Below are 23,404 nucleotides of genomic sequence, written 5' to 3' on the forward strand. Positions count from 1 at the left end.
CTGATTGAGATAAAAAAGCGCTATCTTAACAGTAACCAGCGAGAGGGTCAGCCACCTGATAATAGTTTAGCTTCCAGCACTTCTTGCTGATCGGCAGGCATCTGAATAATCAGGATGTCACCTGCCTCCAGTATTGTTTCGGGGGAGGGGTGTTGCAGGGATGTTTGCTGGCGCCTTATCAACTGGATACTGGATTGGTAGCGCTCTAATGTCAGCGAATAAATGGTGTGGCCACATGCAGCGCTATCGGCTGAAAGAAATACCGGATGGAGGATAGTGTTAGCGGCGCCTTCTTTATCGACTTTGCTGGAACGCGTGCCGTGATAATAGCCTTGTAGCATCTGGTAACGCTCGCTCCGCACCTGGCGAATACGTTCACGAATCTCAGCCGCTGGGATTTTCAGCATCGTGAGTACATGAGATACCAGCATCAGGCTACCTTCCAGTTTTTCAGGTATCACTTCGGTTGCGCCCGCTTGCTGCAGCGCTTCGAGCATTGAGTCATCACGGGTACGAACCAGAATGGGGACGTGAGTCAGATGGTGCTGTAAGCTGAGTAATGTTTTCAGCGCTTCCTTTTCATCGGGGAAGGTTACAATGATGAGTTTTGCGCGTTCTGCGCCGATGGACTTCATAAGATCGTGGCGTTTAGCATCACCGTAGTAGATACGTTCGCCTGCGGCGGCGGATTCACGCACGCGTAGTGGATCAGAATCAATAATGACATAGGGGATGTTAAGTGGTTTTAAAAAGCGTGTGATGACTTGTCCGACACGTCCATAACCGCAAATGACAACATGATTATGCAGTTCCCGGGTTTCTTGTTGCAGGGTATGTGTGAGTGTAAAGGGGTCAGGTGTGGAAGGGTGTACTTTGACTGTCAGGTAGTGAGAGAGCTTCCTGCCTAGCTTAATTAACAGTGGCGTACACACCATACTAAGAATAATGGTAGAGGTGATGATTGAATTCAGCTGTAAGCTGACTAACTGGTGACTCATGGCGAGAGTGAGTAGCGCGAAACCAAATTCTCCGCCCTGAGATAAGCTTAAACCTGCACGAAAGGCGTTTTTCAGGTCTTTGTGGAGAATGAATGCTAATCCGGTGGTTGTCAGCGTTTTAAATGCCAGTAAGCTGATGGTGATAACAATGATCCAGAACCAGTTCTCTTGTAACGCAATAAGGTTGAGTTGCATGCCGACGGACACAAAGAACAGCCCGAGTAACAGATCCCTAAAGGGGCGAATATCTGCTTTGAGTTGATGCTTATAACGACTTTCGCCGAGCATCATGCCTGCTAAAAACCCTCCCAGTGCCATGGATAGCCCCGCCGTGTAAGTTAACCACGCAGCAGTCAGGGCTGCGACTAAGGCGGTCATCACAAAGAGTTCGTCTGAATGTGCTTTAGCGGCTTCATTAAACAGTGTGGGGAGTAGAGTACGACCAAATAAAAGTAAGATTAATAGCAGGGCTACCCCTTGGAGTAACATCACGAAGATGGTTTGGCCGTCAATTTCTTGTTGGCCGCTGAGAGAGGGCACAATAATCAGGAAAAATACGGCAGCTAAATCCTGAAAGAGTAAAATACCAACAGAGATCTGGCCGTGACCTGTGTTTAGTTCGCTTGCCTGAATAAGCTCTCTTGTCACTATAGCGGTGGATGAAAGTGCTAACGCACCTGAGATGACAATGGCCGTTGCTAAGGGTAGTCCGAGCAGTATGGCGACCAGAAGAATAAGTAGGCTGGTGCTGAGAACCTGCAAAAAGCCAAGTCCAAATACGGTCTTGCGCATCGTGATCATGCGGGGGAGGGAGAATTCTAACCCCAGCATGAATAATAAAAAGACAACCCCCAGTTCGCTGAGTAGATGTATGGTGTCAGAATATTCAACAAACTTGAACGAATATGGGCCAACAATAACACCGACAGACAGATACGCGAGTATCGGAGGAAGTTGCACATAGCGCAGACAGTTAATAGCAATGACCGCGCTAAGCAGAATGATAAGAAACGGTTCAAAGAAACTTTGGTCCATTATAAACGACCTTAGTTGAAAATCGGTTGAAAACTGTAAATCGGTCTGTTCAGTTTTCTTCAGTAAAGACAGTGTATCCCGATTAACAAAAAAAATGACAGCTTGATAGGGCTGGCTATTTTATTTGAGCGCTACGCATGGCAAAAAAGCTTAAACGATATTAAGGGTCAGGGTAGTATTCTACAGGCCGTGTAAACAGAATTGAGATTACACGACAGGTCTGCGTTTGATCTGTTGTAGGGGCTGTTATCCAGGTTATCGCTACAGCGGATAGGGTGTATCCGCTGTAGATTATACAAGTGGCTGACAGGAGTGGAAAATTAATGGCTGGTGCGTAAACATTGATCCAGTCGCAGGATCAGGCTGAGTAGCTCTGCCGTCTCCGTGTCGACGCCTTTAAATGCTTCTTCAGCCATCGGGAACATATCGCTATTGCCCGGCAAGGATGCTTGTGACTGAGCCATCTGCTCCAGGCGTGGCAGCATGATCCATTGAACCCATTCGCAAAAGGTCAGGGTATCCACACAGAAAGGTTCAGGGCTGCTAAGCGCCTCCTGTGAAGGAGGAGTCGCTTGCCATAAGCCCTTTTCCATCATCTCTGAAGAGATAGCGTTAAGGATTAATAAGAGTTCTTTGTGCTGTCTCACAGTGTGTGGTTTCTTGCTGATTTCATGGTATCGGTAATCATAAATGCTAATTCAAGTGCCTGTTCACCGTTGAGGCGTGGGTCACAAAAGGTATCATATTGATCCGCCAGACCTTCTTCGGTAATCTGAAATGCACCACCAATACACTCGGTCACATTGTGGCCGGTCATCTCCAGATGAACACCGCCTGCATGCGTGCCTTCAGCACGGTGTACCGCAAAAAATCCTTTGATTTCAGATAAAATAGCATCGACGCTGCGGGTTTTGTAGCCACTGGTAGCCGTAATCGTATTGCCATGCATTGGATCAGAACTCCAGACGACATGGCGGCCTTCGCTTTTCACTACGCGTACCAGTGGTGCCAGCTTCTCAGTAATCTGATTGGCTCCCATGCGGGCAATTAATGTGATGCGCCCTGGCAGGTTGTCCGGATTCAGTATGTCTAGCAGCTTGATGAGCTCATCCGGCACGGTTGTTGGCCCTACTTTGATGCCGATTGGATTCTTTACGCCGCGTAGAAATTCGACATGCGCATGGTCAGTCTGACGCGTTCTGTCACCAATCCACAACATATGGGCGGAACAGTCGTACCAGTCTTGTGTCATGCTGTCTTGACGGGTTAGCGCTTCCTCATATCCAAGCAGCAGGGCTTCGTGAGATGTATATACAGATGTCGCCTTAATTTGTGGCGTGTTTTCTGCGTGTATCCCACAGGCTTCCATAAACGCAAGTGTTTGATCAATCTGATCTGCCATGTGCTGATATTTTTCGCTTAACGGGCTTTGTTCGACGAAGCCGAGATTCCAGCGATGTACCTGATGCAGATCGGCGAAACCGCCTTGTGCAAAAGCACGCAGTAAATTTAACGTAGCAGCCGACTGGTGATAGGCTTTCAATAACCTTTCTGGATCAGGGATACGGGCTTCAGGCGTGAAGGCGTTATCATTAATGATGTCTCCACGGTAAGTCGGCAGCGTAACCCCGTCTTTTGTTTCTACATCGGATGAGCGAGGTTTGGCAAATTGGCCCGCTATCCGGCCTACTTTGATAACCGGAACGCTGCCAGCAAATGTCATCACTACTGCCATTTGCAGCAGTACTTTAAACGTGTCGCGAATCTTATTGGCGTTGAACTCTGAAAAGGTTTCGGCGCAATCACCCCCTTGCAGTAAAAACGCTTTGCCGTGGGCGACTTCTGCCAAATTGTTGTGTAAAGAGCGGATTTCACCCGCAAACACCAGAGGTGGAAATTTACCCAGCTGTTGTTCTACCAAGCGTACTTGCTCAAGATCAGCATACGCAGGTTGCTGAACGATAGGTTTGTTTCTCCAGCTGTTTGGGGTCCAGATAGTCATGGTGATCCGTCTATATTTATAGTGTGTATAAGAGGGTTCACAGTGTAAGCAATCATCATTAATAAACAAGTGTTGAGATCAGGAAAAATGGCTGTAGTATCCGCTTAAGAAAAATTGTCTGAAATATAGATACTCATATTGAGCATTGTTAGTGTTTCGTAGAATGAATACTTAAATGTTTTCATCAAACTGATGTGTATAGAAATTGTCTAGCGAGGGTAAATTATGTCCAGAGAAGATTACGAGAACGGACTAAAAGTACGTACAGAAGTGATGGGTGAGGAGTTCGTTCAACGTGCAATCGACAATACAACGGAACTGACGCAGCCGGTTCAGGATTGGATAAATGAACATGCCTGGGGTTCTACCTGGCAGCGTGAAGGATTGCCGCGCAGCACCCGTTCTCTGGTGACGATTGGCATGCTGGCTGCTTTAAAAGCGCCTGCTGAGTTGAAAGGTCATGTGCGTGGTGCGTTGAATAACGGTTGTACCCCAGAAGAAATTCAAGAAGTACTGCTTCACTCTATTGTTTACTGCGGCGCACCGGCGGCACAGGAGGCTTTCAGGGCTGCTAAGGATGTGATTGAAGAGTACCAGCTGAATCAAAAGTAGATCAGAAACAGTGTCCTCAGCGCTGAGCCTATAGGCTCAGGCTGATTTAATGCCGCTTAATGTGCTGAACGACACTTCTTTTGCTGTGTTCAGGAAGTCCTGCATGAATTCGCTGTTTTTCTGGTCTTCGCGAATGGCCGCGTAAAGTGTACACCAAACGCCTTTTTCACCCAGAGGCTTGGCTACAACATAGTCTCGTTGCAAATACTCATGCAGTGCCCAGTTGGGGAGTGCTGCTACGCCACGGCCACTGGCGACTAGCTGAAGAATCATCAGGGTCAGTTCTGCGGTACGTATCTCTTGAGGTTCTATGTTGGCGGGATCAAGAAAACGGGTAAACAGATCCAAACGATTTTGATCAACCGGATAGGTAATAATCGTTTCTGAAGCGAGATCCTGTGGCTGAATATATTTACGCGAAACCAAGCGGTGTCGCTTGCTCAGGGCGAGTACCGATTCGTAACTGAAAAGGGGGATGTAGATGATGCCGTTGCGCTCTTCGGGATCGGAAGTGATAACCAGATCCAGATCACCACGCGATAACGCTGGCAGTGGTTGAAATGTGAAACCGCTGGAAAGATCCATTTCTACTTCTGGCCAGTGCTGTCTGAAGTGATCTATGGTTGGCATTAGCCAGTCAAAGCAGCTGTGGCAATCGATGCTGATGTTGAGTCGTCCGGTTTCGCCACCTGCCAACCTTGCGATATCCCGCTCAGTATTACGAATCATCGGCAGCACTTCGTCAGCCAGGAGCAATAAACGCTGGCCAGCGGAAGTAAAACATATAGGTTTTGTTTTGCGGATAAACAGGGAGCAGTTAAGCCGGTCTTCCAGATCTTTTATTTGATGAGAAAGGGCGGATTGAGTCAGGTGAATGCGTTCAGCGGCTTCAACCAGGCTGCCCGCATCGCGTAAGGCTGATAGCGTTTTGAGATGTCTTAGTTCAATCATGCATCAGTCCTGCAAGTGCTATTTAAACGTCGGATAGCTTGATCTTAATAGTTTGAGCTTAATAATTTGATATTAATTATTACAGTCTAGTCTTAAAAGGGGGGTGACGGCTAATGCTTCGTAAAGATTAGCCGACTCATTTTAGCTAAATTTTATTTAACTGATATTTGATTGTGATGTGACTCTTGATTGATTTTTAATTAACCAAGAGAAATTCAAGCAGTGCTTTTTGCGCATGCAGGCGGTTTTCTGCTTCATCAAATACCACTGATCGTGGGTCATTCATCATCTCATCACTGACCTCTTCGCCGCGATGTGCGGGTAGGCAGTGCATGAAAATCGCATCCTGATGGGCTAGATCCATCAGCGCGGGGTTGACTTGGTAGCCTTCGAAGCGCTTAAGGCGAACTTCCTGTTCATCTTCCTGGCCCATAGATGCCCAAACATCTGTAGCGATCAGGTGAGCACCTTTGACGGCTTCTTTCGGGTCTCTGAAGATACTGACCCGGTTTTTGTTTTCTGCAAGGAGTGTGGCATCAGGATCGAATCCCTGTGGACATGCAACATTCAGATGGAAGTCCAGCAACGCCGCCGCGTTTATATAGGAATGGCACATATTATTGCCATCTCCAATCCAGGTAACCGTTTTGCCTTGAATATCACCGCGATGCTCAAAGAAACATTGCATATCGGCCAATAGCTGGCAGGGATGATAATCGTCGGTGAGCGCATTAATAACCGGTACTTTTGAATGTTTTGCAAAGTTCTCAATTATTTCATGGCTGAATGTTCTGATCATCACGACATCAACCATGCTGGAAATTACGCGGGCAGAATCTTCAACAGGTTCGCCTCGTCCCAGTTGGGTGTCACGAGATGATAGAAACATCGCATGTCCGCCCAGTTGCGCCATGCCTGCTTCAAAGCTAACACGTGTACGGGTAGATGACTTTTCAAAAATCATCGCCATCACTTTATTACACAGAGGTTCGTAAACTTCTCCTCTGTTGCGCATAGCTTTAAGCTCGATAGCGCGATTGATAATCTGTTTTAATTCTTCTGAAGACAAGTCCAGTAGTGTTAAAAAATGTCTAATATTCATATATGTATGTCGAAATAACGACTTTCCATGTTGTTTCAGAGCTTGGCTCTAGCTTCTGGGTTTTGAACGCTCATCAGCAGCGTAAATTTTAATCAGTTTTGACAGTGTGTTGACTAACAGGTCCGCTTCAGTATCAGTCATGACCAGTGGTGGTAGTAAACGTATAACATGCCCGCCGCCGGTGATGTTCAGCAAAATACCTTTGACCTTGGCTAAAATAGCCAACTCGGAGCCTGCTTCATTTAGCTCGATAGCAATCATCAGACCTTTGCCGCGAATCTCTTTGACATAGTTCATGCCCTCGAGTTGCTCTTTGAAGCCATCCAGTATGCGTTTGCCCAGTGATGCTGCACGATCACAGAGGTCCTCGTTCATAATGGTATCAGTCACAGCCAGTCCGACGGCGCAAGCCAAGGGTGAACCGCCAAAAGTAGAACCATGCGCGCCGGGAGTAAAGGTAGTGGCTGCTCGCCCTTTGGCAAGGCAGGCACCAATCGGGAAGCCATTGCCGAGGCCTTTAGCGGTTGTTACAACATCAGGAATAATATAACTGTGCTGGTAAGCGAAGTAGCGCCCTGTCCGGCCATTACCTGTTTGTACTTCGTCCAGCATGAGTAACCAGTCATTGTCATCGCAGATGCTTCTTAGCTGTGCAAGATAGTCATCGGCAGGAATGAGCACGCCGCCTTCACCTAGTATGGGTTCTACCAGAATGGCGACGATATTTTTATTGTTGGCAGCAATGGCGCGAATAGCTTCAGCATCATTATAAGGGGCACGAACAAAGCCGCCGACAAGCGGTTCAAATCCCGCCTGAACTGCCCGATTCCCAGTGGCGCTCAGAGTTGCCATCGTTCGGCCGTGAAAGGAGCTTTCCATCACAATGATTGACGGTTTTTCGATACCCTTAGCATGACCGAATTTGCGCGCAATTTTGATGGCTGCTTCGTTAGCTTCCGCGCCTGAGTTGGAAAAAAAGACTTTATCCATTCCAGATATATTGGTCAGGCGAGCGGCAAGTTGTTCCTGTAGCGGAATATTGTACAGGTTGGATGTATGTATTAGCTGGCTAGCTTGTTCGCAAATTGCCGTTGTGACGGCCGGGTGTGAGTGCCCGAGCCCGCATACAGCTATGCCGGATAGTGCATCCAGATATTTATTGCCATCAGTATCGTAAAGCCAGCAGCCTTCCCCGCGTTCGAAACTGACGGAGAGTCGTTTGTAAGTATTCATTAAAGGCTGTTGTGGCATATTATTATCTCCCTACAACGAAAAAAGGCAGCCATGGCTGCCGTTTGAAGAACATCATTCTATTGATACTAGTCTTTTTTCGCAACTATGCAGAATCATCAACTTGAAATCCTTTGTGGTAAACACCATAAAAGGTCTAAGAGCAGGAAAAACTTGCATAATATGAGGTGTTTTTTTTGATACCTTACCCGAGTAATTTGGTTGGGTATGTGATAATATTTTTTCTAAATAGTAGTAATAAGTCCATACATAAGTTAATACGACAGTAGTGTCTTCAGAAGGTAGCCAGATGAGCGTAATTGATACCATTAAAGAGCAGATCGAGAGCAATGCAATCCTGTTATATATGAAGGGCACACCACGTTTCCCTCAGTGTGGCTTCTCATCAAGATCATCAGAGGCTCTGATGGCGTGCGGTGAGAAATTTGCATTTGTAAATATTCTTGAAAACCAGGAGATTCGTGCCGAACTTCCAAAATATGCTAACTGGCCTACGTTTCCTCAGCTGTGGGTTAATGGTGAATTGGTAGGTGGTTGCGATATTATCTGTGAAATGGCAGCATCAGGCGATCTGGAAGCTTTGATTAAAGCGGCTGCCAGCGCTGATGATAGCGCACAGAGCGAGTAAATTCTTATTCAGGGTGTCAATACTATTGGTATCCTGGTTGACTATTTTAAACCGGACAAAATTGGAGAAAACAATGGGCGTACTTGTAGGAAAACAGGCTCCTGACTTTACAGCTGCAGCTGTACTGGCTAGCGGTGAGATTGTAGATGGTTTCAACCTGAAAGAAGCGATCAATGGAAAATGTGGTTTGGTGTTCTTTTACCCACTGGACTTCACTTTCGTTTGTCCTTCTGAGTTGATCGCACTGGATCACCGTATGGACGCGTTCAAAGAGCGTGGCGTTGAAGTAATTGGTGTTTCAATCGATTCTCAGTTCACCCATAACGCATGGCGTAATACGCCTATCAATGAAGGCGGGATTGGCCAGGTTGGTTATACCTTAGTTGCTGACGTTAAGCATGAAATCTGTAAAGCATATGATGTTGAGCATGAAGCAGGTGTTGCCTTTCGTGGCGCATTCCTGATCGATAAAGCAGGTAATGTACGTTCGCAGATCGTTAATGATCTGCCGTTAGGACGTAATATGGATGAGCTTATCCGTTTGGTTGATGCGCTGCAGTTCCATGAAGAGCACGGCGAAGTTTGCCCGGCTGGCTGGAACAAAGGTGATAAAGGTATGAATGCCTCTGCTGATGGCGTTGCAAAATACCTGTCTGAAGAATCTGATAAGCTGTAAAAAGCTCATATATTAATAAAACCCGTACTGTAAATAGTACGGGTTTTTTTTTGTTCACATTAAGTGCACTATGATTGCCAGCTGAAATTTTATAAAAAGTGTCTGCTTAAAGCGCATGAGGCTATTTGAGTAAGTGCGTTAAGTAGGTGTGTTAAATTGTTGCTTACGTTGTTGTGAGAGGATGAAAATGAACGTTAAAGGGAAGAGTTTACTGGGAATGCTGACTCTGCTGGTTTTTGTTACAGGGTGTGCAGAACGGCCTTCTGTTAAATGGCAGCAAAGTAAGCCTTTATGCGTTGTCGCTGGGGCGTTGGCAGGGGGTGCTGTAGCCGGTGCAGCAGACAATAAGGCGGCGCTGGGTGTCTTATTAGGTGCTGGAGTTGCTTATTTTGCTTGTGATGCAGGATCTGTATGTGAGGGCGGTGAAGTACAAACGTCATACGGTTGTGAATCTGACTCAGATCGTGACGGTGTCTATGATAGCAGCGACGAATGTCCGAATAGTATTCTGGGCGCTCGTGTGAATTCGGTTGGATGTGTTGATGAAGACGAAGACGGTGTGCTGGATAAATCAGATGCGTGTCTGATGACGCCTGCGAATACGATCGTTGATCAAACGGGTTGCCCGGTAGTGGCTAAGATATCCTTGGAAGGTGTTAATTTCGAATATAAATCCAGTGGACTGACTCATGATTCGAAGTCAATTTTAGATGCTGCTGTGGAAAAGTTGAATAATACGTCCGTGAATTTTGTTATTGAAGGGCATACCGATTCTATTGCTTCACAAGCATATAATCTTGATCTTTCTCTGGCGCGGGCTCAGTCGGTATTAAATTATTTACAGGCTGCCGGCGTCGCGTCTGAGCGTATGACTGCCATCGGTTACGGAGAAACACAGCCAATAGCATCAAATCAAACGGATGAAGGGCGTGCCAGCAACCGTCGCGTGGTATTTAATCTTAATGATTAACGCACGAGCCTTATGAAAGTAAGTCAGTTGTAAGCAGATCTTTTGTAAGAAGGTCTGTTAAAAATAGATCGTGTGGCAGTGGATATAACAGGGGGCAGGCTAACCCCCTTTTTTTTGTCTGTATTAATCGTGATCCTGCAATGCCAGTACCATGTCCCATCCGCCAAGATCTTTCCAACGATTGATGATGCCACAAAACAGTTCGGCAGTTTTTTCAGTGTCGTAAAGCGCCGAATGTGCCAGCCTTCCATCAAAAGGGATTCCAGCTACATCGCACGCTTTTGCCAACACGGTTTGTCCGTAAGCAAGGCCTGCCAGTGTTGCCGTATCAAAGGTTGAAAATGGATGGAATGGATTGCGTTTTATGTCGGAGCGGGCGGCAGCTGCGCTGACAAAGCCGTGATCGAAAGAAGCGTTATGCCCTACCAGAATAGCGCGTTTGCAGCCGTGAGCTTTAACGGCTTTACGAATCGGCTTAAAAATCTGCTCCATCGCTTCAATTTCAGGAATGGATTCGCGATTCGGATCGTAAGGGTCTATACCTGTAAAGTCTAAGGCTGCTTTCTCTAAGTTGGCGCCTTCGAAAGGTTCGACCTCAGCCATAAAGCTCTGGTCGATAATCAGGTATCCCTGCTCATCCATGGTTAGCGTTACAGCAGCAATTTCTAGCAATGCGTCGGTGCGGGAATTGAAGCCGGCAGTTTCTACATCAATGACGACAGGTAGATAACCGCGAAAGCGCTCAGCCATTAACTGAGAGATGGTGTTATTACTCAAAAGGAATCCTTAACAATGACTGCTTGAAATGTTCTTTCATTCGGGACATTCTAACAGCCGGAATTGGTGTTAGCCAAACAGAAGTGTTGCTAATGTTGGCAGTGCGGGTAGTTAGCGTTACGTTATCGTAAGATTTTCTCTTAAATAGTTGTCTGGATTATGAAAATAAGAATAAAAGTTCTCTTTTTAGCGCTGTTTACTTTGTTATCACAGGCAGTTAGTGGCGTTACTTTCAGGGTGGATATTGATCAATCCAAATGGACTGTAGAGGTGTCTCCTTTTGCGTGTCAGTTGGAACAGGTTGTGCCTTCTTATGGTATTGCCCGTTTCTTTCATGAAGCGGGAGAAAAGGCGGTGTTTCAATTGTTGCCCACGCAAAAGGGGGCGGTTAGCGGCAGTGTTCGTTTGGTGGCAGAGGCCTCGCCGTGGCAGCCGGGAGTCGCTCCTGTCCTGATCGGCGCACTAAAGGTGAGTGCTGCTGATAAGCAGATCACTGTAAAGTCCGATTATGCGGGTGAAATGCTGGTTTCTTTATATCGGGGTATGTCACCTACTTTTACGATGCAGGGTTGGTTGGGCAGCGATGAAGTAATGCGTGTGGCATTATCAGCAGCCAATTTTCAGAAATCTTATTCCAGTTATATTGAATGTGTAGATCAGTTACTACCGGTTAACTATCGTCAGGTGGCCAGAACAGCGGTGCTATTTCCGCCAGCTCAGTGGCGTTTGTCAGATGCGACCAAAGAGCGTCTGAATCTGATTGCTCAGTACATAAAAACAGATACAAAAGTGGCGTCGGTTTATGTGGATGGCCATTCTGATAACGCCGGTAGGCGTTTGCTGAATCGGGACCTTTCAAAACAGCGTGCCGAGGAGGTTAGCCGCTATTTGCTAGCCCAGGGCATAGACGAGAATGTCATTACGACGCGCTATCATGGCGAACGCTATCCGGTTGTTGCCAATAATTCGGCTAAAAATCGCGAACGCAATCGCCGGGTGACGATTCGCCTGGAGCGGGACTGACAGAAGTGTTTCTTCTGTATAAGAGCTGCTACAATATTGCCCTTTAAATCTTTATTCGATCGGTAGTGTGATGACATTACCGTGATTCAGTGGAGTTGATTGATGTCCGATATTAAAAAAGTAGTACTGGCTTATTCTGGTGGATTGGATACATCGGTTATCGTCCGCTGGTTGCAGGAAACTTATAATTGCGAAGTCGTTACTTTTACTGCCGACCTTGGTCAGGGCGAAGAAGTAGAACCCGCGCGTGCTAAAGCAGAAGCGTTGGGTGTAAAAGAGATCTATATCGACGATCTGCGTGAAGAGTTTGTACGTGATTTTGTCTTCCCGATGTTTCGTGCCAACACCATTTATGAAGGCGAATACCTGCTGGGCACATCGATAGCACGCCCTTTGATTGCAAAACGTTTGATTGAAATTGCCAATGAGACAGGTGCTGATGCGATTTCTCATGGCGCAACCGGTAAAGGAAATGATCAGGTTCGCTTTGAGCTGGGTGCTTATGCACTGAAGCCCGGCGTGGCGGTTATTGCGCCATGGCGCGAATGGGATCTGACATCACGTGAAACCTTGATGGCTTATTGTGAAGAACACAATATCCCTGTTGATTTCTCGACGAAGAAGAAAAAATCGCCTTACTCTATGGATGCTAACCTACTTCATATCTCTTTTGAGGGTGGTGTTCTTGAAGAGCCGTGGGCTGAAGCGGAAGAAGATATGTGGCGTTGGACGGTTTCTCCGGAGAAAGCTCCTGATGAACCAACCTATATCGAACTGACCTATCTTAATGGTGATATCACGGCTATTGATGGTGAAGCGTTATCTCCGGCGACTGTTTTAGAAAAACTGAATAAAATTGGTGGTGCTAACGGCATCGGCCGTTTAGATATCGTAGAAAACCGTTTTGTCGGTATGAAAGCACGCGGTTGTTATGAAACACCGGGTGGTACCATCATGATGAAAGCGCATCGTGCTATTGAATCCATCACACTGGATCGTGAAGCAGCGCATCTGAAAGATGAATTAATGCCGCGTTATGCTGAGCTGATTTACAATGGCTTCTGGTGGTCTGAGGAGCGTAAAATGCTGCAGCAGATGATCGACTATAGCCAACGTTATGTTAATGGTGATGTTCGTCTGAAGTTGTATAAAGGTAACGTTATTGTTGTAGGTCGCCGCTCAGATGATAGTTTGTTTGATGAAAGCATTGCGACATTTGAAGATGATGCGGGTTCATACAATCAGAAAGATGCAGAGGGCTTTATCAAGCTTAATGCTCTGCGTATGCGTATCGCTTCCAGCAAAGGCCGGAATTTACTTGAAGACTGAATATCAAAAGTGAACGATGATGAAAAACCCGCTCATTAGCGGGTTTTTTTGTATAAAAAGCGTTTTTCTAATAGGCTGATTTATATTGGTTTATGTTTTTTAAGATGCGAGTGAATGCCTAACAGCCGTTTCGGAAAATCAGTACTGATTATCGACTATAAACTTGAAGAGCTTTCCAGGCTGAGAAGTATCGTGTCTGGTTTAGGTTTTGAGCAAGTGGAAGCCGCCTCGTCTGTTAATATGGCTGTCAGTTACCTTCGTGAGCAGGCGTTTGATGTTGTCCTGGTCGCTTATGATTTAGGCAAGGCTGAAAAAAACGGTTTGCAGGTTGTTCAGGAGGCCTTTGCGGAAAAACTGAATGTATTTCAAACACTCTTTTTACTGATTATTGATTCCGCATACTCTTCCCTGCTGGTTGGTTCACTTGAGAGTGCCCCGGATGCATATATTTCTCGTCCCTATGATAGAGCTAAAATTCAAAACCTCCTTGAAAAATTACAGCGTGTAAAAAAAGCGGTATTGCGTGTTGAAGAATCGATGGATAACGCACAGTGGAGTCGGGCGTTAGAGTATTGTGTCCGTTTGATTGATATTTATCCTGGCTTGAAAGTCTATCTTGAGCGGTTACAAGGTATCTGTCTGCTGGAGTCGGGGAGCTATCAGGAAGCTGAAGTATTGTTTGGCCGCATAGTCATGTCGCGAAAACAGGTATGGGCTCAGGTGGGGCAGGGGATGGCTTTCTATTATTTGGGTCGGCATAAGGAGGCAATCAATGTACTGCAGCAGGTTGTTGTGCAACAGCATATCTCTGTTGAGGCTTTTTCCTGGCTGGCGAGAAGCCTGCATGTATCGGGTGATTTGACTCAATCCATCGTGTTGATGCGTAAAGCTGTCTTGTTGCAGCCTTCTGTTCCACAGCTTCAGTCAGAAATGGGTAATTTGGCAGCTAGCGCTGAGGATTGGCCATTGGCGATAGATGCATTTCGTGATGTCCTAAAATATTCCCGCTATTCCGTATTCCAGGAACCCGACCACTACTTTTCATTAGTGCGTTGTTTAATTGCGCAACACCAGGTCAAAAATGGCAATAAAGAAGAGTTGGAGCTTGAGGCACTGCGTGTCATGGAAAGTGTGGTCCGGGATTTTGTCGGTGATATAACCGTCAAGTTCCGGGCGCATCTGCTGCTGGCAGAACTTCGCAGTGTGCTGGATTTTGAGGTAATGGCTGAAGCAGAGTTGGCCCAAGCCGTAGGCTTATATGAGCAGTTTTCAGCTGAAGACCAGTGGCGCTGGATGGATTGGATGACCGATGCAGCAGACGGCAAGCCGAGTATTGAGACAGTCAAATCCATCAAAGGGAAGCTGTTACAAGAGGTCAATGCCGAGTCCTGGGTTGAGTTGATGCGTGCGGGCTTGCAGCATTATAAGAAGGGAGATCTGGAGCGGGCTGCCGAGCTGTTTTTTCAGGCGGATAATGCTGATGCAGACTGTGTTTCAGTGATATTGAATTTTGCACAAGTTATTATCGAGCGTAAATCACTCGCCGGGAATAACGTCTCGGTAGAGCAGTGGGTAGCTTGCCTGGCCTGTTTAAATCGGCTGCATTTTGGTGTGCTTTCTGTTAAACAACAAAAGCGCTATAAAGCACTCATGCAGCGTTACTCTGCGATTTATACCCGCTCCTAGCTATATAAGTTGCTTATAATAACTTTCTGGTTATACCAGCTCCTGACTGTGAACTCTTAAGCCAGATGGTTAAATCCAGGGTTCATCATCTGAAAGTATCGATGTATTTGCCTCGTTACCTTCATCTTTATTGTCGTCATCCTGGTTAATAATCGTCCTTGCCAATTTACGCGTTAGCAACTTTCGCTGTGCAGCATCAGGAAGATCGGTGAAAATAATCAAGTTGCGAGACACTAATAACTCAATAAGGTCTTCAACGATACGCGCAATTGCTGAGTCCGAATGCCCGAGGTATGCGTCCGGCGTTACGGTATCATCGTTGACGGATAAAAAAGCCAGCACATCAGGATGCTTAAGGTCGGCGGGTTCCGCGCCTTCTTGCATTGTTTCGGATAGGCTGATGATGCGGCCTTGCGTATTGCGCAGAGCATATAACATAAATCATCTTCTTTCAGTTACTTAGATACATGTTAGTATGTAGGCTTTTGTAGATATTGGTCAAGAAAATGGAAGCAGCACACGACTCTCTTCTTAATTGTTTAGTGCATTTGACCCAACAGAATCATCGTCCCATGTCGGCGGATGCACTTCGGGAAGGCTTGCCCCTTGTTAATCATCAGTTAACCCCAAAGCTATTTGTCAGAGCTGCAAAAAGAGCAGGTTTTACTTCACGCATTGTGAAACGAGACCTGTCAAAAATATCAACGCTGACGCTACCCGTCGTACTTCTGTTAAACGATGACCAGGCTTGCATCTTTCAGGAAATTGATCCGCAGACGGGTGATGCTGTCATTATTCAGCCGGAAAGTGGTGGGGTTCACCAGGTATCCATGAGCGCCTTAGACGCTGATTACTCCGGATATGCAATCTTTGTTCGTTTGGAATATAGGTTTACCGAGCGGGTATCCCGTGTTTTAGATCAGCAAGAGGGGCATTGGTTCTGGGGAACTATTTGGCGTTCTGCAAAAATTTACCGGGATGTCCTGGTCGCTTCGTTTCTGATTAATTTATTTGTATTAGCGAACCCGCTTTTCGTCATGAATGTTTATGACCGGGTGGTGCCGAATAATGCCATTGAAACACTCTGGGTGTTGGCTATTGGTGTATTCGTTGTTTACCTGTTTGATTTTGGTTTGAAGATGTTGCGTGCCTATTTTATTGAGTTGGCCGGTAAAAAGACAGACATCCTGTTATCCTCTATGTTGTTCGAAAAAGTCATGTCGTTACAGTACGGCTCCATGCCGCGTTCAGTGGGCGCGTTTTCGAGTAATTTGCGTGAGTTTGAAAGTATCCGCGCTTTTCTTAGTTCTACCACCAATTCTATTCTGATAGACCTTCCGTTCGCTGTTATTTTTCTTATCGTGATCGGGATGCTCGGTGGACCTTTGGTCATCGTGCCGTTAGTCGGTATCCCGATTATTATTATTTACTCTCTGTTTGTCACCGGTAAGCTTAAAGCGGCGGTAGAAAAAACCTTTGCTTCCTCAGCGCAAAAAAATGCCACGCTGGTTGAATGTCTTACAGCGATGGAAACCGTTAAAACCCAGCGTGCCGCATCGTCTCTGCAGTTACGCTGGGAGCAGGCCGTCGGATATATTGCTAAGTGGGGCATGCAGGCGAAAATGCTGTCTGTTTCAGTGATGAATGTTGCCGGTTTGGTGACGCAGCTCTGCTCTGTTTCGCTTGTGATTTATGGCGTCTACCTGATAGCTGAACGTGAGTTGTCGATGGGTGCTTTGATCGCTTGTGTGATCCTTTCGGGGCGGGTATTGCAGCCGATGGCGCAAGTGGCGAGTCTTGTTACAAACTTTCATCAGTCTAAAACGGCGTTAGATACGCTGGATAGTATTATGCAGCTGCCGGATGAAAGAGATAAGGATCGGCAATTTGTGCATCGTCCCGAGTTAGAGGGAAAGATTGAATTTAAAGATGTCTGTTTTAAATATCCGGGCACAGAGCAGCTATCATTAGAAAAGGTATCGTTCACACTGAAGCCGGGAGAAAAGGTCGCATTAATTGGCCGTATTGGTTCAGGTAAGTCGACGATAGAAAAATTGATGATGGGGTTATATAAGCCCGATGAAGGATCAATCCGGTTGGATGATATTGATCTGAATCAGATAGATCCTGTCGACCTGCGCAGGCATATTGGTTATGTGCCGCAGGATATTATGCTTTTTGATGGCACGGTACGGGATAATATCGTCATGGGCTCACCTGAAGTCAGGGATGAAACTCTGCTGGAGGTGGCTGCATTAGCGGGTGTTGACCGGTTTGTGCATCGCCATCCATTGGGTTTTGATTTGCCTGTCGGTGAGCGAGGTGCCGCCCTTTCGGGTGGGCAGCGCCAAGCTGTGGCCATTGCCCGGGCGTTAATTCATAAACCCGCCATTTTGATTTTGGATGAACCTACCAACTCGATGGATAATGCATCCGAAGAGTTTATCCGAAGTCAGTTGGCCGCCTACGGCAAGGATCGCTCTATTATGCTGGTTACTCACAAAATGTCGCTGCTCTCGCTGGTCGATAGAATTATTGTGATGGATAGTGGTCTGGTTGTGGCAGATGGGCCTAAAGCAGTTGTATTGGATGCCCTCAAACAAGGTCGTCTGCATATTCAGCGTTAAGGAAGTGGTATGACTCAGAAGCAAAATGCAGCGGCGGATGATTTACATTATATGCCCAGTGTTAGTGAAGCATTATTGGAGCAGGCGCCTAAAGGGGCGCGCACTTTACTTTGGTGTATGGTTGCTTTTGTTGTTATCGCTATTCTGTGGGCCAGTTGGGCTACGCTGGATGAAATCAGTCGTGGCGAAGGCGAGATTATTCCTTCAAAGCAACTACAAGTCGTGCAGAACTTAGAGGGGGGGATAATTTCTCAGATTTTAGTCTCTGAAGGCGAGCTCGTTGAGAAAGGGCAGGTGTTGTTACGCATTGATGACACGCGTTTTGCCAGTTCTTTTAAAGAGAGCCGGGTACGAGAGCTTGAGCTGCTGGCCAAAGCCGCTCGTTTAAAAGCGGAAGCAGCCGGCCAGCCATTCGTTGTGCCAGAAGACTTTCCTGAAGAATACAGATCTTTGGTTGAGCAGGAACAAACGCTGCATCTGGCGAGAAAGAATGAATTAAATGCCACTCTGGATATTTTAAACCAACAAATTGCGCAGAAACGACAGGAGTTGCGTCAGGCTGAATCTAAGGCAACGCAGCTTTCCCGCAGTTTTGATTTGTTGAATAGGGAGATGAGGATCACCCAGCCGCTTGTCGGCGAAGGGGTTATTTCTGAGGTTGAATTCCTGCGTCTGAGGCGACAAGTGAACGATCTGGCTGGAGAGTTGGATGGTATTCGTCTGAGTATTCCGCGGATTAAATCGGGGATGAGTGAAACGCAACAAAAACTGGCAGAAGCAGAATTTCAGTTTATCAGTGTATCCAGAGCAGAGCTGAATGAAGTTTTATCTGAAGCCGCGCGTTTAAAAGAAGCGTTGGGGGGCATGCAGGATAAAATAACCCGCACCGAAGTTCGCTCGCCTGTTAAAGGAACCGTAAAACAGTTGTTAATCAATACGGTTGAAGGCGTTATTCAACCGGGGGATGAATTAATTAATATTATTCCCTGGGAAGATACTCTTTTAGTTGAAGCTAAATTAAAACCTTCTGATATTGCTCAGGTCAGTGCAGGTCAAAGAGCTATTATTAAAGTATCGGCTTATGATTTTAGTATTTATGGAGGCGTCGGGGCTGAAGTGAGTTTTGTTTCTCCGAGTACGGTATTAGATGAGGAGGGATTACCTCATTATATTGTCCGCTTGAAAACCGACCAGCCCTATATTGGTAAAGATCAAACACGCCTGCCTCTGATTAGTGGTATGACCGTCGGGGTCGATATATTGACCGGTAAAAAAACAGTCTTGGATTATTTATTAAAGCCTATTCTTAAAGGTAAAAACCGCGCATTAACAGAGCGTTAAGTCAGCATGTGCAATATTTACAGCGCTTTTCAAAATTTGTCTGAAATGGCAGGGGTACATTTTTCTACTATGCTTTGGAATGGTTGTAATTAATGGGGCATTCAGATGAAACTGTATATTGTTTCTGCCAATAAGGAAGTTGTTTCTCGCTGGGCTGGATTTGCAGAGGCGCTCGAATATTCAATTGAAGTTGTTGACGTAAATCAGCTATCATTGCGAAAATTTAATGATCATGGTTGTGGGCTTATTCATATCAGTTCATTAAATAGCGCAAAAGATAGTCCGGCAAAAGACAGTCCGGTAAAAGACAGTCCGGTAAAAGATAGTCCGGTAAAAGATTATCTGCTCGATCAATTATGTGTCAAATATCCATTGATTAAGTGGGTGGCACTGAGTGATCAGCCAAGTGATGCCGAAGGGCTTTCTTATTTAGGAAGCGGCTTTCGCGGTTATATAAATACCTATGTAACGAAGTCATTATTTCATGAGCTTCTTAATGTGGTTATGAAAAATGATATCTGGGCTGGCCCCTCTTTAACCCAGCGTTTATTGAAACAGTATTTAGCTGCCCCATTGCGCAGTGATCTGGAGCATGACATTACTCATGTTCAGCACGATAGTGATCAATATGGATTTACTGATCGTGAAGATCAGGTGCTTGATATCTTGATAACAGGCGCATCGAATAAAGAGATAGCCAGAGAACTGGGAATAACAGAAAGGACAATAAAAGCGCATGTGGCGTCATTATTACACAAGACGGGCACAAAGGACCGCGTGTTATTGATTCTTAAATTAGCACATCAAACAGCGTAAAACTTATATAAGGAGAGTCTGGTGATTTTAAAAAGAACCTTGCTGGTTGTAGCTGTCATGTTCAGCTCAGTGCAGGCGACTTATGCGAGCCAGTTAGAAGAGATCGTGACCAGATCAGTGCTGTCCAGCCCTGAGGTTAAGCGAAGCATGGATGCCCGCAATGCTGTTTATGAAGAGGTCCGTCAGGCCCGCGGTGGTTTTTATCCAAAAATCGATATAGCTGCAGGCGTTGGCTATGAATGGACAAAAAATACCACCACGCAAAATGTCGGTGATGGCGATGTAGAGCTGAGGCGGCGTGAAGCCAGTATCAGCCTGCGCCAAATGCTGTTTGATGGCTTTTTGACCGATAGTGAAGTGGATCGTCATGCCTCCCGTTTGGAAGCAAATAATCACCATTTGAGAGAAGTGGCTGAAGAGAAGGCTCTGGAAACTACACGCGCTTATCTTGAGGTGATTAAACGTCAGGAGTTGTTGAATCAGGCGAACGAAACCCTCTATAACCATGTGCGGGTATATGAGCAAATTCGAAAACGTTCGGAATCAGGTTTGGGAACATTGGCATCCATCCAGCAGGCGACAGGTCGATTAGCGCTGGCCGAAGTGAATGTCCTGTCTGCTGAGAATAACCTGCGTGATGCGCAAGTCACATTCCAGCGTGTCGTGGGAGATAAGGCGCCGGATACACTGGAAACTCCGCTATTTAATTTGTCTTCTTTGCCTGAGAGTGAAAGTGATTCTGTAAAACGCGCAACCGTTAATCATCCAACATTAAAATTAGCTCAGGCCGATATTCAGGCCGCTCAGTCACAATATGATTCTGCGCGTAGTCTGATGTACCCTAAGCTGAATTTTGAAGTAGACCGCAACTGGAATAATAATATCGATGGCGTTGAAGGTGATAATGAAGACCTGACGGCAATGTTTCGTGTTCGTTATAATATTTACAATGGTGGGTCTGACAAAGCCAGAATTCGCCAGACCCGCCACCAGATTAATGAAGCCAAAGACATTAAGGATAATGCCTTACGCCAAACCGTTGAAGGTGTCAGCCTTTCCTGGAACGCCTACGAAATTCTGGGGCGTCAGTTAGCTTTTTTCGAGAAGCATGTGGACTCCAGTTCGCAGACGCGTGACTCTTACCTGAAGCAATTCAATATTGGCCAGCGCTCATTGCTGGATCTGTTAGATACAGAAAATGAGGTGTTTTCTTCCAAGAATGCCTTAATAGCCGCAAAGTATGATTACCTGCTCGCTCAGTACCGCTTGGTTAATGGTATGGGGGAGATGCTGGAGTTGCTTAAAGTTGATCTTGAACCTTTAGCCTCAACTGCTTTACCAGAAGACAAGATCAGAACAGGGCAAACAACGCCAAAATATTAACAGAATGATTTTTGTCTGTTAGCGGTGCGTTTGCAATATAAGGGCTTCGCCGATAAAATCGCGCCTGCTTGATGAAGTCTTTGAAAGGGTTGCTGAGAGGCAGCCCTTTTCGTTTATATGGGTCAATATGAAATCACATAAAATTTTACAAGCGCCGGTACCGATGCGCTGGGTCGGACCTCTTAAAATTTCAGGTCATGTATTAAATGAAAAGGTATCCGTTCCTTTAGCGACCTATGAAACGCCCTTGTGGCATTCTGTGGGCCGTGGCGCGCGTGTCTCTGTGTTGACTGAAGGCATTAAAACGACAGTCATCGATGAGCGTATGACCCGTTCTGTTTTACTGGAAGCAGATGATGCCCTGGCTGCTCATCAGGCAGTTGTGTCGATTAAATCCCGACGTGATGATTTAAATGGCGTGGTTTCGACCTCCAGTCGCTTTGCAAAATTAATCGATATGCATAGCCAGATAGTCGGTAATTTGATCTATCTTCGCCTTGAGTTTAATACCGGTGATGCATCGGGCCATAATATGGTGACCAATGCGGCTGATAAGATTATTCCCTGGTTACTGACTGAATACCCGTATTTACGCTATTCATCCATTTCCGGTAATTACTGCTCAGATAAAAAAGCGACGGCTGTGAACGGTATTCTTGGGCGCGGTAAATATGTCGTCAGTGAAATCATTATTTCACGCGAACTTTGCGAACGTCGTTTGTTGACCACGCCGGAAAAAATTGTCGATCTGAATATTAAAAAGAATTTGATCGGTACCATGATCGCCGGTGGCTTGCGCAGCGCAAATGCGCATTTTGCTAATATGCTACTGGGCTTTTATCTGGCGACCGGGCAGGATGCGGCCAATATCATCGAAGGTTCGCAGGGGATTGTGCATGCTGAAGTGCGCGATGGTGATCTGTATTTCTCCTGTACGCTTCCGAATATAATCGTTGGCAGTGTTGGCAATGGCAAAGGCTTGGGTTTTGTGGAAGAAAATCTGATCAGGCTGGGTTGTAAAGATTCCCGTGAACCCGGAGACAATGCACGCCGTCTGGCTGCTATCTGTGCGGCGACGGTGTTGTGTGGAGAGCTTTCGCTGTTAGCAGCGCAAACCAATCCGGGCGAGTTAATGGAAGCGCATCTTAAGCTGGAAAGATAATGATTGATTCGACAAATGATAGAAAGATTGAGCATATCCGTGCTTTTGATCGTGACCCGGCGATAGAAAGAGATGCACGCTATTTCGATAGGATTCATTTGTTGCATCGCGCTTTGCCCGAGATAGATTTGTCAGAAATTGATAGTTCAGTACAGTGGTTTGGCAAAACGTTAAGCTTTCCACTGCTGATCTCTTCTATGACCGGAGGTAATCACGATCTGGTCAGGAAAATTAACACTAATCTGGCGCTTGCTGCCGAGCATTGTCAGGTTGCCATGGCGGTGGGTTCTCAGCGGGTCATGTTTGTTGATGAGCAGGCTCGCAGTAGCTTTGAATTAAGACAGTATGCGCCGTCGACGGTTCTTATCGCTAATATTGGCGCCGTACAGCTCAATTATGCTTTTACGCAAAAAGAGTGTCAGGCGGCCATTGATGTGTTGCAGGCTGATGCATTGTATCTGCACCTGAACCCTTTGCAGGAAGCGGTGCAGCCTGAAGGAGATACTAACTTCAAAGGATTAGCCGCCAAAATTGCAGACTTGTGTCCTAAGCTATCGGTTCCGGTCATGCTGAAAGAGGTTGGGGCTGGCTTATCACCTGCCGATGTTCAGTTAGGCTTGCAAGCGGGTATCTCTTATTTTGATGTGGCTGGCAGTGGTGGTACTTCATGGAGCCGGATTGAACATCAGCGTCGCGTCAGCCCAGGCGATAATCTGGGGCTTACTTTTCAGGATTGGGGCGTTCCTACACCCTTGGCGCTTAAGTTATTAGATGCATATCAATCGCAAGCTACTTTTGTCGCGAGTGGTGGTGTAAGGGATGGGATTGATATGGTGAAATCTGTTATACTCGGCGCCTCGTTTTGTGGAGTGGCGGCTCCTTTATTACAACCCGCTATGGAGTCGGCAGAAGCGGTTATCGAAGTCATTGAGCGTTTACGCCGAGAGTTCGTAACAGCAATGTTTTTACTGGGAATGCCTGATGTGGCGTCGCTATTCAGAAATGAATCACTCATTCTTGAAGAGCGTTGAGGAA

The 23,404-nt window shown here is 46.2% G+C and carries 21 protein-coding genes; 13 read left to right on the top strand and 8 right to left on the bottom strand.

Going from position 1 to position 23,404, the window contains the following annotated elements:
- Positions 1-47: 47 nt before the first annotated feature.
- The 3 genes from BM099_RS05230 to BM099_RS05240 form a co-directional block, all read right to left on the bottom strand.
- A complete protein-coding gene (locus BM099_RS05230; RefSeq protein ID WP_090725407.1) occupies positions 48-2,033 on the bottom strand; it encodes a monovalent cation:proton antiporter family protein in 1,986 nt (661 codons plus the stop codon).
- A gap of 320 nt (positions 2,034-2,353) precedes the next feature.
- On the bottom strand, positions 2,354-2,680 hold the full coding sequence (locus tag BM099_RS05235) for a YqcC family protein (RefSeq protein WP_090725409.1): 327 nt from the start codon (positions 2,678-2,680) through the stop codon (positions 2,354-2,356).
- A complete protein-coding gene (locus BM099_RS05240) occupies positions 2,677-4,035 on the bottom strand; it encodes a class II 3-deoxy-7-phosphoheptulonate synthase (RefSeq protein ID WP_090725412.1) in 1,359 nt (452 codons plus the stop codon). Before BM099_RS05240 ends, BM099_RS05235 begins: the two co-directional genes overlap by 4 nt.
- A 225-nt stretch (positions 4,036-4,260) precedes the next feature.
- Here BM099_RS05240 and BM099_RS05245 point away from each other — a divergent pair, with 225 nt between their 5' ends.
- Positions 4,261-4,647 (top strand): carboxymuconolactone decarboxylase family protein, encoded by a 387-nt coding sequence (locus tag BM099_RS05245; protein ID WP_090725414.1) that lies wholly within the window; start codon positions 4,261-4,263, stop codon positions 4,645-4,647.
- Between the two features lie 36 nt (positions 4,648-4,683).
- Here the strand turns inward: BM099_RS05245 and BM099_RS05250 are convergent, their stop codons facing one another.
- From BM099_RS05250 to BM099_RS05260, 3 genes are all read right to left on the bottom strand, one after another.
- Positions 4,684-5,598, bottom strand: a complete 915-nt coding sequence (locus tag BM099_RS05250; RefSeq protein ID WP_090725416.1) for a LysR family transcriptional regulator — start codon at positions 5,596-5,598, stop codon at positions 4,684-4,686.
- A 196-nt stretch (positions 5,599-5,794) separates the two neighbouring features.
- Positions 5,795-6,700: an ornithine carbamoyltransferase gene (gene argF / locus BM099_RS05255; protein ID WP_090725420.1), complete on the bottom strand. Its 906-nt coding sequence runs from the start codon at positions 6,698-6,700 to the stop codon at positions 5,795-5,797.
- Between the two features lie 48 nt (positions 6,701-6,748).
- Positions 6,749-7,951 carry an aspartate aminotransferase family protein gene (locus BM099_RS05260; protein WP_090725423.1) on the bottom strand — a complete coding sequence of 401 codons (1,203 nt, stop codon included), beginning with the start codon at positions 7,949-7,951 and terminating at the stop codon, positions 6,749-6,751.
- Between the two features lie 289 nt (positions 7,952-8,240).
- On the opposite strand from BM099_RS05260, the gene grxD reads away from it, so the two are divergent.
- From grxD to BM099_RS05275, 3 genes are all read left to right on the top strand, one after another.
- On the top strand, positions 8,241-8,579 hold the full coding sequence (grxD, locus tag BM099_RS05265; RefSeq protein WP_090725426.1) for a Grx4 family monothiol glutaredoxin: 339 nt from the start codon (positions 8,241-8,243) through the stop codon (positions 8,577-8,579).
- A 73-nt stretch (positions 8,580-8,652) separates the two neighbouring features.
- Entirely contained in the window at positions 8,653-9,255 is a 603-nt protein-coding gene (locus BM099_RS05270; RefSeq protein WP_090725429.1) for a peroxiredoxin, read from the top strand.
- Between the two features lie 187 nt (positions 9,256-9,442).
- Positions 9,443-10,225: an OmpA family protein gene (locus tag BM099_RS05275; RefSeq protein WP_177201092.1), complete on the top strand. Its 783-nt coding sequence runs from the start codon at positions 9,443-9,445 to the stop codon at positions 10,223-10,225.
- A gap of 123 nt (positions 10,226-10,348) precedes the next feature.
- Here BM099_RS05275 and rnt read toward each other — a convergent pair whose 3' ends face one another.
- Positions 10,349-10,975, bottom strand: coding sequence for a ribonuclease T (gene rnt, locus BM099_RS05280; RefSeq protein ID WP_090725433.1), 627 nt, complete (start codon positions 10,973-10,975; stop codon positions 10,349-10,351).
- 186 nt (positions 10,976-11,161) lie between these two features.
- Between rnt and BM099_RS05285 the strand changes: the two genes are divergently transcribed.
- The 3 genes from BM099_RS05285 to BM099_RS05295 all read left to right on the top strand — a co-directional run bounded on the left by BM099_RS05285 (position 11,162) and on the right by BM099_RS05295 (position 15,040).
- Positions 11,162-12,025: a flagellar protein MotY gene (locus tag BM099_RS05285; protein WP_090725436.1), complete on the top strand. Its 864-nt coding sequence runs from the start codon at positions 11,162-11,164 to the stop codon at positions 12,023-12,025.
- 102 nt (positions 12,026-12,127) lie between these two features.
- Positions 12,128-13,354, top strand: coding sequence for an argininosuccinate synthase (locus tag BM099_RS05290; RefSeq protein WP_090725438.1), 1,227 nt, complete (start codon positions 12,128-12,130; stop codon positions 13,352-13,354).
- 114 nt (positions 13,355-13,468) lie between these two features.
- Positions 13,469-15,040: a tetratricopeptide repeat protein gene (locus BM099_RS05295; RefSeq protein ID WP_090725441.1), complete on the top strand. Its 1,572-nt coding sequence runs from the start codon at positions 13,469-13,471 to the stop codon at positions 15,038-15,040.
- A gap of 69 nt (positions 15,041-15,109) precedes the next feature.
- Here BM099_RS05295 and BM099_RS05300 read toward each other — a convergent pair whose 3' ends face one another.
- Positions 15,110-15,478 (bottom strand): hypothetical protein, encoded by a 369-nt coding sequence (locus tag BM099_RS05300; RefSeq protein WP_177201093.1) that lies wholly within the window; start codon positions 15,476-15,478, stop codon positions 15,110-15,112.
- Positions 15,479-15,546: 68 nt separating this feature from the next.
- On the opposite strand from BM099_RS05300, the gene BM099_RS05305 reads away from it, so the two are divergent.
- From BM099_RS05305 to fni, 6 genes are all read left to right on the top strand, one after another.
- The gene (locus tag BM099_RS05305; protein ID WP_177201094.1) at positions 15,547-17,667 is read left to right on the top strand and encodes a type I secretion system permease/ATPase; all 2,121 of its coding nucleotides are present in this window, start codon (positions 15,547-15,549) and stop codon (positions 17,665-17,667) included.
- A gap of 9 nt (positions 17,668-17,676) precedes the next feature.
- Entirely contained in the window at positions 17,677-19,008 is a 1,332-nt protein-coding gene (locus BM099_RS05310; protein ID WP_090725447.1) for an HlyD family type I secretion periplasmic adaptor subunit, read from the top strand.
- Between the two features lie 105 nt (positions 19,009-19,113).
- Positions 19,114-19,824 (top strand): response regulator transcription factor, encoded by a 711-nt coding sequence (locus BM099_RS05315; protein WP_090725450.1) that lies wholly within the window; start codon positions 19,114-19,116, stop codon positions 19,822-19,824.
- 21 nt (positions 19,825-19,845) lie between these two features.
- Entirely contained in the window at positions 19,846-21,207 is a 1,362-nt protein-coding gene (locus tag BM099_RS05320) for a TolC family outer membrane protein (protein ID WP_244889917.1), read from the top strand.
- 127 nt (positions 21,208-21,334) lie between these two features.
- On the top strand, positions 21,335-22,369 hold the full coding sequence (locus BM099_RS05325) for a hydroxymethylglutaryl-CoA reductase (protein ID WP_090725452.1): 1,035 nt from the start codon (positions 21,335-21,337) through the stop codon (positions 22,367-22,369).
- On the top strand, positions 22,369-23,400 hold the full coding sequence (fni, locus tag BM099_RS05330; protein WP_090725455.1) for a type 2 isopentenyl-diphosphate Delta-isomerase: 1,032 nt from the start codon (positions 22,369-22,371) through the stop codon (positions 23,398-23,400). Before BM099_RS05325 ends, fni begins: the two co-directional genes overlap by 1 nt.
- The last annotated feature ends 4 nt before the right edge of the window (positions 23,401-23,404 follow it).

Source organism: Neptunomonas qingdaonensis (genome assembly GCF_900113275.1).
In the GTDB taxonomy this organism is placed as follows: Bacteria; Pseudomonadota; Gammaproteobacteria; order Pseudomonadales; family Balneatricaceae; genus Neptunomonas; species Neptunomonas qingdaonensis.

Bases quoted from the DNA above. Each gene is read 5' to 3' on its own strand.
- BM099_RS05325 (WP_090725452.1), top strand. From the start codon at position 21,335: ATGAAATCACATAAAATTTTACAAGCGCCGGTACCGATGCGCTGGGTC.
- BM099_RS05290 (WP_090725438.1), top strand. From the start codon at position 12,128: ATGTCCGATATTAAAAAAGTAGTACTGGCTTATTCTGGTGGATTGGAT.
- fni (WP_090725455.1), top strand. From the start codon at position 22,369: ATGATTGATTCGACAAATGATAGAAAGATTGAGCATATCCGTGCTTTT.
- BM099_RS05315 (WP_090725450.1), top strand. From the start codon at position 19,114: ATGAAACTGTATATTGTTTCTGCCAATAAGGAAGTTGTTTCTCGCTGG.
- BM099_RS05310 (WP_090725447.1), top strand. From the start codon at position 17,677: ATGACTCAGAAGCAAAATGCAGCGGCGGATGATTTACATTATATGCCC.
- BM099_RS05305 (WP_177201094.1), top strand. From the start codon at position 15,547: ATGGAAGCAGCACACGACTCTCTTCTTAATTGTTTAGTGCATTTGACC.
- BM099_RS05250 (WP_090725416.1), bottom strand. From the start codon at position 5,598: ATGATTGAACTAAGACATCTCAAAACGCTATCAGCCTTACGCGATGCG.
- BM099_RS05240 (WP_090725412.1), bottom strand. From the start codon at position 4,035: ATGACTATCTGGACCCCAAACAGCTGGAGAAACAAACCTATCGTTCAG.
- rnt (WP_090725433.1), bottom strand. From the start codon at position 10,975: ATGGCTGAGCGCTTTCGCGGTTATCTACCTGTCGTCATTGATGTAGAA.
- BM099_RS05245 (WP_090725414.1), top strand. From the start codon at position 4,261: ATGTCCAGAGAAGATTACGAGAACGGACTAAAAGTACGTACAGAAGTG.
- BM099_RS05270 (WP_090725429.1), top strand. From the start codon at position 8,653: ATGGGCGTACTTGTAGGAAAACAGGCTCCTGACTTTACAGCTGCAGCT.
- BM099_RS05285 (WP_090725436.1), top strand. From the start codon at position 11,162: ATGAAAATAAGAATAAAAGTTCTCTTTTTAGCGCTGTTTACTTTGTTA.
- BM099_RS05230 (WP_090725407.1), bottom strand. From the start codon at position 2,033: ATGGACCAAAGTTTCTTTGAACCGTTTCTTATCATTCTGCTTAGCGCG.
- argF (WP_090725420.1), bottom strand. From the start codon at position 6,700: ATGAATATTAGACATTTTTTAACACTACTGGACTTGTCTTCAGAAGAA.
- BM099_RS05295 (WP_090725441.1), top strand. From the start codon at position 13,469: ATGCCTAACAGCCGTTTCGGAAAATCAGTACTGATTATCGACTATAAA.
- grxD (WP_090725426.1), top strand. From the start codon at position 8,241: ATGAGCGTAATTGATACCATTAAAGAGCAGATCGAGAGCAATGCAATC.
- BM099_RS05300 (WP_177201093.1), bottom strand. From the start codon at position 15,478: ATGTTATATGCTCTGCGCAATACGCAAGGCCGCATCATCAGCCTATCC.
- BM099_RS05275 (WP_177201092.1), top strand. From the start codon at position 9,443: ATGAACGTTAAAGGGAAGAGTTTACTGGGAATGCTGACTCTGCTGGTT.
- BM099_RS05260 (WP_090725423.1), bottom strand. From the start codon at position 7,951: ATGCCACAACAGCCTTTAATGAATACTTACAAACGACTCTCCGTCAGT.